Below are 14,210 nucleotides of genomic sequence, written 5' to 3' on the forward strand. Positions count from 1 at the left end.
TTTCGTTTCAGCGCTATAGGCTGTATGGCTTGAGATAGAGCGCTTTTGTAGGACAATCAGACCAAAATCGCGTCTATATACGCGATCTTGCAAATTGCCCGGTTAACAGGCGATCTGATTCAGCGGTGATACACAGGTTTGCCAGGCGCAGGTGAAGTCACGCAGACGACCTTGTGGCTGGAAGGTCTGGCGCCAGATTCGGGCCATGCCCAGCAGGTCATCGGCTTCGGGGAGCGGGGTATTCTGTTCTTCTATTAATAGCCAGGCGATGGCGGTGGCATAACGCAGGTTGACGGTCAGTTCGAGGTGCGGACCGCTGAGAAATGCATGTTGGCTGGCGAGGCCGCGAACCAGGCTGGCGCGTTCCGGGTCCAGCGCCAGATAGTGATCCCAAAGCGCCTGGTGACGAGGTTCGGCAATCCGGTACAGGCCATGCCCGCGGCGGTCATGCAGGGCGGAACCAAGAGCGGACTGACTGGCTGCAACACCCAGTAGCAGGGATTCGGCAATCGTGCTGTGGCGTCCGAGGTAAATCAGCGTCGGACGGATCACATAACGGCACAGTTCGCTGGCGGCGATACCCATAAAGCCCTCGAAACGTGAAGTGGGCGGCGATTCCTGACGGGTGGGGCTTGGCAGCGGTGGATCGACTCAGGATCGCCGGAAGCGGATCAAGCCGCTTGAGTTGAAGTGTAGTGTCATATTCGTGCCGTAAAGGCCTGTTTTTAAAATATTTCCGGTGCCGAGTTATAACCGTTATATCGCTTGGTACTTAAGCCGATACAGCGTGTGGAGAAATATCAGGCAATAAAAAGCCCTGCTTTTTAAGCAGGGCTTTTGATGTTTTCAGCTTTTCTGGTGTTTCAGGCAACCAGTGCCTGACGGGTACGCTCGATCACGGCCTGCAGCGGCTCGGCGCTGGAGTATTGATCGGGGTACAGGCGTTCGCTGTGACGAGCGATGCCGTGTTCATTGACCAGGGTGAAGCTGAAGCAGCCTTTGCGAGCAGCCATGATCAGGCAGTTCATTGGAGCAAAAGCGTTGGTTAGGGTGCGGATGGCATCCTGAGTGTGGATTTGAGTAGACATGGTTATTGGGTGTTCCTACAAATGACACGGATAAGAACCGTGCAACGTTAAAACGTTCCAGTAACGACGATCACCATTGATCGAACGAAGAACCCGACTGGAACAAAGCAGCCAGTTGAAGCGCTATGATTTTTGCGCGCTTGGGCCGGCAGGTAGGTACTTAGGAGGGCAGGCAACACATCAAGGGCAAAGGTTCTGGGCCCGGGGTGAAGATCCTGATCAATTTGCAGGTTGGTTCGGTCAGAGTAAGTGAGCTTCGCAACACCCTTTGCTTTCAATTCAAAGGCAGTGTTGTCGCAAGCATTACCTGGAAACCATCGAGGTGGTCGGTCCCGTGATGTCGGTAGAGGCTTCTCTTTAGGGAAGGTATACCGCAGGAGTTGTTCGACCAGAATTGACTTTCAGCTTGGTACTAACGCCGCGGATAGTAACGGATTGAATTCGAGAAAGGAAGTGTGTTAGGCAAAAAACTTTTACTGACGCTTAAATCGCTCTGCTCGCTGGCGGGGAATTGCCGTGCCTGGAGCATCTGCCGTCGGGGGTAAAACGTCGCGGCAACAGTAAAGCACACAATTGGGTCACCGGGCGTCCAGTGGCATGAGCCATCACCTCGCTTGAAACGCAGGTACAGTGAGGCTCGTTGTGACTGATTGACTGCAAAACGCACGAAAAAAGGGCGGTGATATAACCACCTCGAAGGGACTTGTGCACATTAGTTGCGTGGGCTGTCACCCCGTTGTCATTTCACCTTCAAGCGCAGTGGGTGCCTGTAATGGAAATTTAAGTCAATGAAAAACATCGCTTTTTTTTACTGGTGAAAAAATCGTCAGTTTGACTGCGAGCCCCATTCCACAGGGCTTCTGGCGAGTTCAGGGTGGGTTGTCCACTGAGTTATCCACAGCTTCTGTGGATTGTCCCAAGCGCTTGCTCTAGGACGGGCGTGCAGGCTTTTTTCGACTTTACCCGTACGAAAAAAAGAGTAGAGTGGCGCGCCTTCCGATTTGTCCCGCAGTGCTTTATGAAGTTTCGCTCAGTACCAACGTCCGTTACCTCCATCACCTCAGGTGTCACCCCACCCAAGCGCTTTTCGATTCGAGTCGCCGAATGGTTGCTCGACAGCCCACGCCTGGGCGATAACCCCAACATCAAACATTTCGCCGGGCGTTTGCTCAAGGCTCCAGCCCGTGAAGGGGTGGTGGTTGCGCAAAGTCGTCTGGGGCAATTGATGTGCCGCGAATGCGGCAATGCCCGGGATCGGCGCATTGGCCAGGACCTGCTGCGTCAGGCCGCACGTGCCGGCGACCGGCGTGCCCGGCAGGAACTCGGTCAGATCGAAGACTGAGCTGTCCAAGCCCCGACGGCTTGGTTAACCTTCGCGCTTTAATTCATCGGCAGGAGTCGTCATGGCTATGGACGTGACCAGTGTGTTGCTCGGTCTGGCGGGTGCTGCGCTACCGTTATTGATGCTGGCGTGGCAGCTTCAGCGGCGCCTGAGCACCGCGCAGTCCGAGCTGTCGCTGCTTGAAGAGCGCTTGGGGACTGCACAACTGGCGCAGGACGGGCTTAATGCGCAACTCGATGCCTGCCGTGATGAAATCAGCGACCTGAGTCAGGCCAATGCGGCCAAGCAAGCCGATCTGGCTGCCGTGCGCCGTGAAGTCGAGCTATTACAGATCGAGCGTGACAACGCCCGTGACGCGGCCCATGCCTGGAACCTCGAGCGCAGCAGTAAAGAGGCCGAGTTGCGGCGGCTGGACGCGCAGGCCGCCTCGTTAAATGCCGAGTTGCGTGAGCAGCAGGAAAGCCATCAACAACGCCTGAGCGACCTGCAAGGCTCGCGGGATGAGCTGCGGGCGCAGTTCGCCGAGCTCGCCGGGAAAATCTTCGATGAGCGTGAGCAGCGCTTTGCCGAAACCAGCCAGCAGCGTTTGGGCCAATTGCTCGACCCACTGAAAGAGCGCATTCAATCCTTCGAAAAACGCGTCGAGGAAAGTTATCAGGCTGAAGCTCGCGAGCGCTTCTCGCTGGCCAAGGAACTGGAGCGCCTGCAACAACTGAACCTGCGCTTGAGCGACGAGGCGACCAACCTCACGCGAGCACTCAAGGGGCAGAAAACCCAAGGCAACTGGGGCGAGTTGATTCTCGAGCGAGTGCTGGAACACGCGGGCCTGGAGAAGGGCCGCGAGTACCAGACTCAAGTCAGCCTAAAGGGACCGGATGGCGAGCGCTTCCAGCCCGACGTGCTGATTTATCTGCCGGGCGACAAGCAGGTGGTGGTCGACTCGAAGGTCAGCCTGACGGCCTATCAGCAATACGTGGCGGCTGACGACGACGCGATTGGCCAAGCGGCGCTGAAGCAGCATGTGCTGTCGTTGCGTAATCACGTCAAGGGCTTGTCCGATAAGGACTATAAGCGCCTGGACGGTCTGCACAGCCTGGATTTCGTATTACTTTTCGTGCCCATCGAGGCGGCTTTTTCCGCGGCATTGCAGGCTGAACCAAATCTGTTTCAGGAAGCGTTCGATCGCCATATCGTTATCGTCAGCCCGACCACCTTGCTGGCGACGTTGCGGGTCATCGACAGCCTGTGGAAGCAGGAGCGCCAGAGCCAGAACGCCCGGGAAATCGCCGAGCGCGCGGGCTGGCTGTACGACAAATTCGTGCTGTTTATTCAGGATCTGGACGAGGTTGGCAATCGCTTGCAGCAACTGGATAAAGCCTACAGCGCCGCACGCAACAAACTGACGGAAGGCCGCGGCAATCTGGTCAGCCGCAGCGAGCAGCTCAAATTGCTCGGCGCACGGGCCAGCAAGAGCTTGCCGGCCGATCTGCTGGAGCGGGCGATGACCGATGTCGATGGGTTGGCCGAGTTGCCGGAATAAAATAAAAGACTGTCTTCATCACAACGGCAAATGCCGACTCAACAACGCCCGCAACGCCGCCGGCTTCACCGGTTTCGGCAGGTATTCCAGGCCTGCTGCATGCACTTGGGCGACCATCTCCGGTCGCCCGTCAGCACTGATCACCACGCCAGGTACCGGCTCGCCGAGTTGGGAGCGTAGCCAGGCCATGAGTTCGGTACCGGTTTCGCCATGGTCGAGGTGGTAATCCACCAACGCCAGTTGCGGGCGCATGCCATCGCTGAGCAAGGCGACGCACTCATCGCGATTGCGCGCGGTATACACCTGGCAACCCCAGCGCGAGAGCAGGCTGTTCATGCCGATCAGAATGCTGTCTTCGTTATCGATACACAGCACCTGCGCGCCTGTTGGCAGCCGGCCATTGAGTTTGGCTGGTGTACCGGGCGCACTGGTTTGAGCATGGGCCAGAGGCACGCTGACGCTGAACACACTGCCTTTGCCTGGCCAGGAGCGGACTTGCAGTTGATGACCCAGCACCCGGCACAAGCCGTCGGCAATCGCCAGACCCAGGCCCAGACCTTTTTCGGCGCGGGTCTGGTGACTGTCGAGGCGCTTGAACTCCTCGAAGATAACCTGGCGTTTGTCTTCGGGAATCCCCGGGCCACGGTCCCAGACCTCCAGGCACAGCTGATCGCCCTTGTGTCGCACGCCCAGCAGCACGGGGCCTTTGGCGTAGCGGAAGGCGTTGGTCAGGAAGTTTTGCAGAATCCTCCGCAGCAATTTGATATCGCTGTCGACCCGTAGGCGACTGCCGCGCAGGCGAAATTTCAGCCCTTGCTCCTGCGCCAGCGCCTTGAATTCGGCGCCGAGGGTGTCGAACAAATCATTCAGCGCAAATGGCTTGCGATCCGGGTTGATCTTGCCGTTTTCCAGGCGCGAGATGTCGAGCAGGTCACTGATCAAGTCCTCGGCCGAGCGTAGCGAACTGTCCAGATGCTGCACCAGTTGCCGGGTCTCGCAGGAGAGATCGTCATTCTGGTGGGAGAGGGCGGCCGAGAACAGCCGTGCGGCGTTCAATGGCTGCATCAGGTCGTGGCTGACAGCTGCAAGGAAACGGGTTTTCGACTGGTTGGCCGACTCGGCGGTACCTTTGGCTTCGGTCAGCGCGATGTTCAACTGCGACAGTTCATGGGTGCGCTCGGCGACGCGTCGCTCCAGTCCTTCGTTGGCCTCGGTCAGCGCTTGCTCGGCTTCGCGAAACGCGGTGATGTCGGTGAAACTCATGACAAACCCGCCGCCCGGCATTGGATTGCCGATCAGCTCGATCACCCGACCGTTGGGGAACAAGCGCTCCGAGGTATGGGCGCGCCCCTGGCGCATCCAGTGCAGGCGCCGGGCAACGTGGACTTCCGCCTCGCCGGGGCCACACAGGCCGCGTTCGGCGTTATAGCGAATGATGTCGGCAATCGGCCGGCCGACGCTGATCAGGCCATCCGGGTAGTTGAACAGTTCAAGGTATCGACGATTCCAGGCCACCAGCTTCAGCGACTGGTCGACCACGCTGATGCCTTGGGTAATGTTCTCGATCGCGCCTTGCAGCAAGGCGCGGTTGAATTGCAGCACTTCCGAGGCTTCGTCGGCGATTCGTACCACGTCCTCGAGTTGCATTTCCCGACCTTCAATAGCGGCTTTTACGACGGCGCGGGTCGATGACGCCCCGAGTACACCGGCGAGTAAGCGTTCGGTGTGGGCAATCCATTCACCGTCGGCATTCTGATTCGGGTTGAAACCTTTGCCTTGGCGGTAGGCGAAGCGGATGAAGCTCTGGCGTGCCCGTTCTTCGCCGACAAAACGTGCCGCGAGTTGCAGCAGATCGTCGATTTGCACCGCCAGCATCGAGCGCGCGCTCGGCCGTGTGCTGATCTCCTGACCAATGAAGCGACCGGCCTGCCAGTGTTCCGAGACCCGTGTGCGCGACAACACCGACACCCAGGCGAACAAGGTGAAGTTGCCGGCCAGCGACAACACCACGCCTTGAGTCAGTGGGGAAATTGGCAGGTTCAGCGGATTGCCGTGCAACCAGCCCAGCCCTGGGAAACTGTGCAGCGACCAGCCCAGGCTGTTGGCGGCGATCGGCAGAATCAACGTGTAGAACCAGAGAAAAGTCCCGGCGGCGAGACCGGCGAATACCCCACGGCGGTTGGCCTGTTTCCAGTACAGCGCGCCGAGCATCGCTGGCGCTAGTTGGGTCACGGCGGCAAATGCGATCTGCCCGATGGTGGCCAGGCTGGCGGTCGAACCGAGCAGGCGATAGGAAACATAGGCCAGCAGCAGAATGGCGACGATGCTCACCCGACGCACCGAGAGCATCCAGTAGCGGAACACCTCGAACGGCCGTTCGGCATTTTTCCGGCGCAGCAGCCATGGCAGCAACATGTCGTTGGAGACCATGGTCGACAGCGCCACGCTGGCAACGATTACCATGCCGGTGGCGGCCGATGCACCTCCGATAAACGCCAGCAGCGCCAGTGCCGGATGGGCCTGGGCCAGTGGCAGGCTGATCACGAAGGAGTCGGGCAGTACCGAGCTTGGCAGCATCATTTGCCCGGCCAGCGCGATCGGTACCACGAACAGTGCGGCCAATCCCAGATAAGCCGGGAATACCCATTTCGCCAGGCGCAAATCCTGCGGTTCGATGTTCTCCACCACGGTCACATGGAACTGTCGGGGCAGGCAGATGATCGCCATCATCGCCACGCCGGTCTGCACCACCATCGATGGCCAATTCACGGTTTCTTTCCAGTATTCCTCCAGGCGTGGTGCGAGCATGGCCTGATCGAACAGGTCGTTGAAGCCATCGTACAAACCATATGTGACGAAGGCGCCGACGGCGAGGAAGGCGAGCAGCTTGACCAGTGCTTCGAAGGCGATCGCCAGCACCATGCCACGGTGGTGCTCCGTGGCATCGAGGTTGCGGGTGCCGAAGACGATGGTGAACAGCGCCAGAACCAGCGACACAATCAGCGCTGTGTCCAGGGCTCGGGTGCCCATGGCATCCGGGCCTGCACCGATCAACAGGTTGACCCCCAGGACGATGCCTTTGAGCTGCAAGGCGATGTAGGGCAATACGCCCACCAGACAGATCAGCGCCACCACCACCGCCAGCGATTGCGACTTGCCATAGCGGGCGGCGATGAAGTCGGCAATCGAGGTGATGTTTTCCTGTTTGCTGATCATCACCATTTTTTGCAGGACCCACGGCGCGAACACCAGCAGCAGGATCGGCCCCAGATAAATCGGCAAAAACGACCAGAGTTGTTCGGCGGCCTGACCGACGGCACCAAAGAACGTCCAGCTGGTGCAGTAGACCGCCAGCGACAGGCTGTACACCCAGGCACGCATACGCGGCGGCAGCGGTGTGCTGCGCCGGTCACCGTAAAAGGCGATGGCGAACATGACGGCCATATAGGCCAGGGCGACGGCGGCAATCAGCCCGCTGGACAGCGACATGGTAACTCCAGGCATAAAGACACCCGGGACGCAAACCCGGTCTGACAGTTTCGCACGACCACTTCGGTTCGTCAGTGTCGACCAAGGTCGTGGCGCGGCGGGGTGTCGCAGGGTGGATACGTAGCGTGTTTGCGCAGCAGCTACGGGGCCAGCGCGATATCGATCAACCGATGCAACTCTTCAACCTCAAGCGCCGCTGACGCGAACAGGATGCGGAACACTGTCGGTGCCACCACTATGTTGATCAGTCGGTCGACACCGGGCTTCGGCTCATTCGGATAGCGGTCCAGTATCGTCTGCAACTGGCTGCTGAGAATGCTCACGCAATACCCCGGCGTGGCGCTCGATTGCACGTCGCGCATCATGTTGCGGCCGGGCTCCGAACTCATTTCGTCCAGATACTGCTCGGCCCAGGCGCGCAGGTCGCTACGCAGGCTGCCGGTGTTGGCCGGTTCACTGTCGGGACGCATACGTACCAGCGCGACGTCGGCCAAGAGTGCCGACAAGTCGCCCCAACGTCGGTAGATCGTCGACGGCGTAACGCCTGCACGGGCGGCGATTTGCGGCACGGTCACGCTTGAACGCTCCTGCTCTTGGAGGAGTTCGCGGACTGCCGAATGAATCGACTCCTGCACCCGAGCACTGCGACCGCCCGGGCGTAAACCTTCTTTAATAGCCATGCGTCGAACCTTAACACAAAGAATTTGCTTTAAGCCGAAGTCGATAGCACACTCCGCAAAAGCAAAAAATTAGCTTTTGCGGAGTGTGCTCATGTCCAGTTCAGTCTCAAGCCGTTCCAGTCTGGTGTTCCTGGCGATCACCTTACTGAGTTTTCTCGCCGCTTCCAGTGCACCAACGCCGCTTTATCACCTGTACCAGGAGGTGCTGCAGTTTTCTCCGGCGACCCTGACGCTGATTTTCGGGGTGTATGCCTTGAGCTTGCTGGCGGCGCTGCTGACGGTCGGCTCGTTGTCGGATCATCTGGGACGCAAGCCGGTAATTTTCGCTGCGTTGTTGCTGGATATGCTGGCGATGTTGCTGTTTATCAATGCCGACAGTGTGGCTTGGCTGATCGCTGCGCGGGTGCTTCAGGGGTTTGCCACCGGCATGGCCACCAGCGTACTCGGTGCGGCGTTGCTCGATACTGACCGGCAGCAAGGCCCGCTGGTGAATAGCGTTGCGCCGCTTCTGGGCATGGCGTTTGGCGCATTGGGCAGTGGATTGCTGGCGGAGTACGCGCCGCAACCGTTGCAGTTGGCCTACTGGATTCTGTTCGGACTGTTCCTGCTGCAAGCCCTGTACGTCTGGCGTCTGCCAGAAAGTGTCAGTCGACTACCCGGCGCCTGGGCGTCGCTGCGACCCACCTTGCATGTGCCGCCACAGGCCCGACGGGCGCTGTGGCTGGCGCTGCCGGTGAATGTGGCGGTCTGGGCGGTGGGCGGCTTCTTCCTGTCACTGGCGCCATCGCTGGTTCGTACGGCGACCGGTTCGACCTCGAATCTGATCGGCGGCGGCCTGGTAGCTGTGTTGACGGTCAGTGGCGCGTTGATGATCTTCACGTTGCGCAATCGCCCGGCAGACAAAGTCCTGCGCTTGGGCGCGAGCTTGTTGGCGATCGGCATCGCGCTGATTCTGACCGCCGTACACAGCGCCAGCCTGCCGCTGTTTTTCTTCGCCACTCTGGTGGCCGGCAGTGGTTTTGGTGCCGGCTTTCTCGGTGCCTTGCGCAGCGTGGTACCGCTGGCCTTGCCCCATGAGCGCGCGGGGTTGATGTCGGCGTTCTACGTGCTGAGTTACCTGGCGTTCTGCCTGCCGTCGCTGTTGGCAGGCAACCTGACCCGGACCTTCGGCCTGGTCGCCACCACCGATGGCTATGGCGCGGTATTGATCGTGCTGTCGTTGGGGGCGTTGCTGGGGTTGATGCGTCAGCGGCCGGCCAAGTTCTGTGGGGTAGCGGATAATCCTTAACGCGACAGAGGTGTTCCCAGGCGGAGTGATACGAGCAGCAGTGTTTAATATCTATATCTGCAAAACAGATAACAGTTAGAGAAATTACCCGTTATATAGATATTCGATTCAGTTCTACCATGAGCTCTACCTCACCCGAGGACAGGAGTTCACGATGCAATGCCCCAACAGCAACAAAACCGCTAACCGGCCTTTGAGCCATTTGCAGCACCCTCGCGAAGCGATTCGGCAGTTCACCCCGAACTGGTTCGCCGCGACCATGGGCACTGGGGTCCTGGCCCTGGCGCTCGCCCAATTGCCGGTGTCTTTTCCTGGCCTGCATGCCTTCGCCGAAGGCCTGTGGATGTTCAATATTTTCCTGTTCCTGCTGTTCAGTGGGTTGTATGCCGCGCGCTGGGCGTTTTTCTTCGATGAAGCGCGACGGATTTTCGGCCACTCCACGGTTTCGATGTTTTTCGGCACCATTCCCATGGGCCTGGCGACCATCATCAATGGCTTCCTGCTGTTCGGTCTGCCGCGCTGGGGGGAGGGCGTTGTGCACCTGGCCGAGGTGTTGTGGTGGCTGGATGTCGCCATGTCGCTGGCCTGCGGCGTGTTGATCCCGTACATGATGTTCACCCGCCAGGAACACAGCATCGACCAGATGACCGCTGTCTGGCTGCTGCCGGTGGTGGCTGCGGAAGTCGCGGCGGCCAGCGGTGGTTTGCTTGCGCCGCATCTGGCAGACGCCCACTCGCAATTGGTGGTGCTGGTGACCAGTTACGTGCTGTGGGCGTTCTCGCTGCCGGTGGCGTTCAGCATCCTGACCATCCTGCTGCTGCGCATGGCCCTGCATAAATTGCCCCACGAAAACATGGCCGCGTCGAGCTGGCTGGCGCTGGGGCCGATCGGCACCGGGGCGTTGGGCATGTTGTTGCTGGGCAGCGATGCACCGGCGATTTTCGCCGCCAACGGCTTGCCGGGTATCGGTGAAATTGCCGCCGGGCTGGGGCTGGTCGCAGGCATCACGCTGTGGGGCTTCGGCTTGTGGTGGATGTTGATGGCGGTGCTGATCACCTTGCGTTACCTGCGTGGCGGGATTCCCTTCAACCTCGGCTGGTGGGGGTTTACCTTCCCGCTGGGCGTTTACTCGCTGGCCACGCTGAAGCTGGCAAGCACCTTGAACCTGACTTTTTTCAGCTTCTTTGGCAGTGTCTTGGTGGTCGCGTTGGCGATCATGTGGCTGATCGTTTCCAAGCGCACTGTTCAAGGCGCCTGGCGCGGAGAGTTGTTTGTTTCGCCGTGCATTGCCGGATTAGCGAAATAATTCGCAAAGTTTAGGTAAGGTTGTGGCCTGGATCGCTGTACGACATTCCAATAAGAGCATCCAAGCCACACAGGGACATGGAAGATGAGCCACCCTTCGCAGTTCACCTTGCTTCGCAAGCGGCGATTTCTGCCGTTTTTTGTTACGCAGTCCCTCGGGGCGTTCAACGACAACATCTTCAAGCAATCGTTGATCCTCGCCATTTTGTACAAGCTGACCATCGAGGGTGACCGTTCGATCTGGGTCAACCTGTGTGCGCTGCTGTTCATCCTGCCGTTTTTTCTGTTCTCGGCGCTGGCCGGACAGTTCGGCGAAAAGTTCGCCAAGGACGCGCTGATTCGTCTGATCAAGCTCGGTGAAATCGCGATCATGGCGGTCGGCGCAGTCGGCTTCCTGTTCGATCACCTGTCGCTGATGCTGGTGGCGCTGTTCGCCATGGGCACCCACTCGGCGTTGTTTGGCCCGGTGAAATATTCGATCCTGCCGCAGGCCCTGCATGAAGAAGAGCTGGTGGGCGGTAACGGGCTGGTGGAAATGGGTACCTTCCTGGCGATTCTGGCCGGGACCATCGGCGCCGGGATCATGATGTCGTCCAGTCATTACGCACCGATCGTCTCCACGGCGATCATCGGTGTCGCGGTGCTGGGCTATCTGGCCAGTCGCGGCATTCCGCGCGCTGCAGCGTCGACCCCTGAACTGCGGCTGAACTGGAATATCTTCAGCCAGTCCTGGGCGACTCTGCGTCTGGGGCTGGGGCAAACGCCTGCGGTGTCGCGCTCGATTGTCGGCAACTCGTGGTTCTGGTTTGTCGGGGCGATTTACCTGACGCAAATCCCGGCCTACGCCAAAGAGTGGATGCACGGTGACGAGACGGTGGTGACGCTGATTCTGACGGTGTTTTCGGTCGGTATCGCGCTGGGTTCGATGCTCTGCGAGAAACTCTCCGGACGCAAAGTCGAGATCGGTCTGGTGCCGTTTGGCTCCTTTGGGCTGACAGTGTTTGGCTTGCTGCTGTGGTGGAGCTCCGGGGGCATCCCGCAAAGCCTTCAAGGTCATGGCTGGATCGAAGTGCTTGGCTTCGGTCAGACGTGGTGGGTGCTGTTCGATATTCTCGGGCTGGGGATTTTCGGCGGTTTCTACATCGTGCCGCTGTACGCGTTGATTCAGTCGCGCACTGCCGAAAACGAGCGGGCGCGGGTGATCGCGGCCAACAACATCCTCAATGCACTGTTCATGGTGGTTTCGGCGATTGTCTCGATTGTGCTGCTGAGCATCGTCAAGCTGTCGATTCCCCAGCTGTTCCTGGTGGTGTCGCTGCTGAACATCGGTGTAAACGTCTACATCTTCAGCATCGTTCCCGAATTCAGCATGCGCTTCATGATCTGGCTGCTCAGCCATTCCATGTACCGCGTGCAGCATCGCAACCTTGAGCTGATTCCCGATGAGGGCGCGGCGTTGCTGGTCTGCAACCACGTGTCGTTCGTCGATGCTTTGCTGATTGGTGGCGCAGTGCGTCGGCCGATTCGTTTTGTGATGTATTACAAGATCTATAACTTGCCGGTGCTGAACTTCATCTTCCGTACGGCGGGGACCATTCCGATTGCCGGGCGCCAGGAGGACAGTCAGATTTACGAAAAGGCCTTCAAGCGAATCGCCCAGTACCTGAAGGATGGTGAGCTGGTGTGCATCTTCCCGGAAGGCAAGCTGACCGTCGATGGTGAGATCAATGAGTTCAAGGGCGGGCTGACGCGGATACTGGAAGAGACACCGGTGCCAGTGATTCCTTTGGCCTTGCAAGGGTTGTGGGGCAGCTTTTTCAGCCGCGATCCGAACAAGGGCTTGTTCCACCGTCTCTGGTCACGGGTGACCCTGGTGGCCGGGCCGGCGGTGGCGGTTGAAGTCGCGCAGCCTGCGCAGTTGCAAGCGCTGGTCGGCGAATTGCGTGGCACCGTTAGATAGTGGGTGTTTTGGCTGGCCTCATCGCGGGCAAGCCTTGCTCCTACAGAGGTACGAGATATCTGTAGGAGCGAGGCTTGCCCGCGATGGCGATCTAGGCCTGGGCGCTGACTTTGAGCCCGACCAACCCGACGATGATCAGCGCGACGCTGGCCAGGCGGAACAGCGCCATGGATTCACCAAACAGGATGATCCCGGCGATAACCGTGCCCACGGCGCCGACGCCAGTCCAGATGGCGTAGGCCGTGCCCAACGGCAGATCCTTCATGGCCAGGCCCAGCAGACCCAGGCTGATTACCATGGCGCCGACGGTCAGGACGGTGGGAAGAGGGCGGCTGAAGCCGTCGGTATATTTCAGGCCAACGGCCCAGCCGACTTCAAACAAACCTGCGAAAAACAGAATGATCCAAGGCATGCAGACCTCCATCGATTGACGGGGTCGTCCCCAGATTAGTAACTCGATCGAGCCGCGAGGTCGTCCTCGCGATGCGCACTATAGTGCCCACTAATAATCCGGGGATCAAGTTCCCGGGTCACTCGGTTGCTTGTCGGGCGGCCAGTTCGCGGTCCTGTTTCTCGCTCATCCGACGGAAATACGTCGAGAGCAACGCCCCGGAAATGTTGTGCCAAACGCTGAACAGCGCGCTCGGTACCGCCGCCAGTGGCGAGAAGTGGGCACTGGCCAGCGCCGCGCCCAGCCCGGAGTTCTGCATGCCGACCTCCAGGGCCAGAGATTTGCGTTGCGCCAGCGGCAGCTTGAACACGCGTCCGGTGAAGTAGCCCAGCAGGAAGCCAAAGCTGTTATGCAGCATCACCACGGCCATGATCAGCAGGCCGGACTCGGCAATCTTTGCCTGACTCGCTGCGACAACGGCGGCGACGATGATCACGATGCTCACCACTGAAACCAGCGGCAGCACCTCTACCGCGTGGCGCACCCGATCTCCCAGCAGGCGTTGGGCAACCACGCCGAGCACGATCGGCAGCAACACCACTTGCAGGATCGACCAGAACAGTTCCATGAACGATACCGGCAACCAGGCCGAGGCCAATAACCAGATCAGGGCAGGCGTCAGCACCGGAGCGAGCAGGGTGGTGACGGCGGCAATCGCTACCGACAGCGCCAGGTCACCGCGGGCCAGCCAGGTCATCACGTTCGACGAGGTGCCGCTTGGGCAGCAACCGACCAGAATCACCCCGACGGCGATTTCCGGTGGCAGGTGAAAAGCCTGGCAGAGCAACCATGCCACGCCGGGCATGATCACGAAATGTGCGACCACGCCCAGTGCCACGCGCCACGGATGACGGGCCACTTCAGCGAAATCTTCAAGTTTGAGGGTCAGGCCCATGCCGAACATCACCAGCCCCAGCAACGGCACGATCGCACCTTTCAGGCCGATGAACCACGCCGGTTGCAGGAAGGCCACTACGGCGAAGATCAAGACCCAGTAAGCGAAAGTGTTGCCGACAAAGCGGCTCAGTGCTGCCAGTGCACGCATGACCTGTTCCTTCCTATATCGT

General features: G+C 59.5%; 11 protein-coding genes. 5 read left to right on the forward strand and 6 right to left on the reverse strand.

Going from position 1 to position 14,210, the window contains the following annotated elements; genetic code table 11:
• Nucleotides 1-102 precede the first annotated feature (102 nt).
• Together AC1RJ3_RS16330 and AC1RJ3_RS16335 are read right to left on the reverse strand one after the other, a co-directional pair.
• A complete protein-coding gene (locus AC1RJ3_RS16330) occupies nt 103-585 on the reverse strand; it encodes a hypothetical protein (protein ID WP_019693082.1) in 483 nt (160 codons plus the stop codon).
• Between the two features lie 278 nt (nt 586-863).
• Entirely contained in the window at nt 864-1,088 is a 225-nt protein-coding gene (locus tag AC1RJ3_RS16335; protein ID WP_007898912.1) for a hypothetical protein, read from the reverse strand.
• 1,018 nt (nt 1,089-2,106) lie between these two features.
• On the opposite strand from AC1RJ3_RS16335, the gene AC1RJ3_RS16340 reads away from it, so the two are divergent.
• Together AC1RJ3_RS16340 and AC1RJ3_RS16345 are read left to right on the forward strand one after the other, a co-directional pair.
• Nucleotides 2,107-2,430, forward strand: a complete 324-nt coding sequence (locus AC1RJ3_RS16340) for a hypothetical protein (RefSeq protein WP_054593543.1) — start codon at nt 2,107-2,109, stop codon at nt 2,428-2,430.
• A 175-nt stretch (nt 2,431-2,605) separates the two neighbouring features.
• On the forward strand, nt 2,606-3,970 hold the full coding sequence (locus AC1RJ3_RS16345; protein ID WP_162491276.1) for a DNA recombination protein RmuC: 1,365 nt from the start codon (nt 2,606-2,608) through the stop codon (nt 3,968-3,970).
• Between the two features lie 18 nt (nt 3,971-3,988).
• On the opposite strand, the gene AC1RJ3_RS16350 is transcribed toward AC1RJ3_RS16345, so the two are convergent.
• Both AC1RJ3_RS16350 and AC1RJ3_RS16355 read right to left on the reverse strand, forming a co-directional pair.
• A complete protein-coding gene (locus AC1RJ3_RS16350; RefSeq protein WP_103319536.1) occupies nt 3,989-7,459 on the reverse strand; it encodes a hybrid sensor histidine kinase/response regulator in 3,471 nt (1,156 codons plus the stop codon).
• A gap of 140 nt (nt 7,460-7,599) precedes the next feature.
• On the reverse strand, nt 7,600-8,139 hold the full coding sequence (locus tag AC1RJ3_RS16355; RefSeq protein ID WP_347927730.1) for a TetR/AcrR family transcriptional regulator: 540 nt from the start codon (nt 8,137-8,139) through the stop codon (nt 7,600-7,602).
• A 91-nt stretch (nt 8,140-8,230) separates the two neighbouring features.
• Between AC1RJ3_RS16355 and AC1RJ3_RS16360 the strand changes: the two genes are divergently transcribed.
• From AC1RJ3_RS16360 to AC1RJ3_RS16370, 3 genes are all read left to right on the forward strand, one after another.
• Complete coding sequence (locus tag AC1RJ3_RS16360; RefSeq protein ID WP_493079515.1) at nt 8,231-9,427, forward strand: MFS transporter; 1,197 nt, start codon at nt 8,231-8,233, stop codon at nt 9,425-9,427.
• Nucleotides 9,428-9,581: 154 nt separating this feature from the next.
• Nucleotides 9,582-10,733, forward strand: coding sequence for a TDT family transporter (locus AC1RJ3_RS16365; protein ID WP_493079516.1), 1,152 nt, complete (start codon nt 9,582-9,584; stop codon nt 10,731-10,733).
• 84 nt (nt 10,734-10,817) lie between these two features.
• Complete coding sequence (locus AC1RJ3_RS16370; protein ID WP_054593536.1) at nt 10,818-12,692, forward strand: MFS transporter; 1,875 nt, start codon at nt 10,818-10,820, stop codon at nt 12,690-12,692.
• A 91-nt stretch (nt 12,693-12,783) separates the two neighbouring features.
• Here AC1RJ3_RS16370 and sugE read toward each other — a convergent pair whose 3' ends face one another.
• Both sugE and AC1RJ3_RS16380 read right to left on the reverse strand, forming a co-directional pair.
• Entirely contained in the window at nt 12,784-13,104 is a 321-nt protein-coding gene (gene sugE / locus AC1RJ3_RS16375; RefSeq protein WP_347927727.1) for a quaternary ammonium compound efflux SMR transporter SugE, read from the reverse strand.
• A gap of 118 nt (nt 13,105-13,222) precedes the next feature.
• Nucleotides 13,223-14,188, reverse strand: coding sequence for a bile acid:sodium symporter family protein (locus tag AC1RJ3_RS16380; protein WP_489111545.1), 966 nt, complete (start codon nt 14,186-14,188; stop codon nt 13,223-13,225).
• Nucleotides 14,189-14,210: the final 22 nt, after the last annotated feature.

It is taken from the genome of Pseudomonas sp. GW822-FHT04C11, assembly GCF_058800905.1.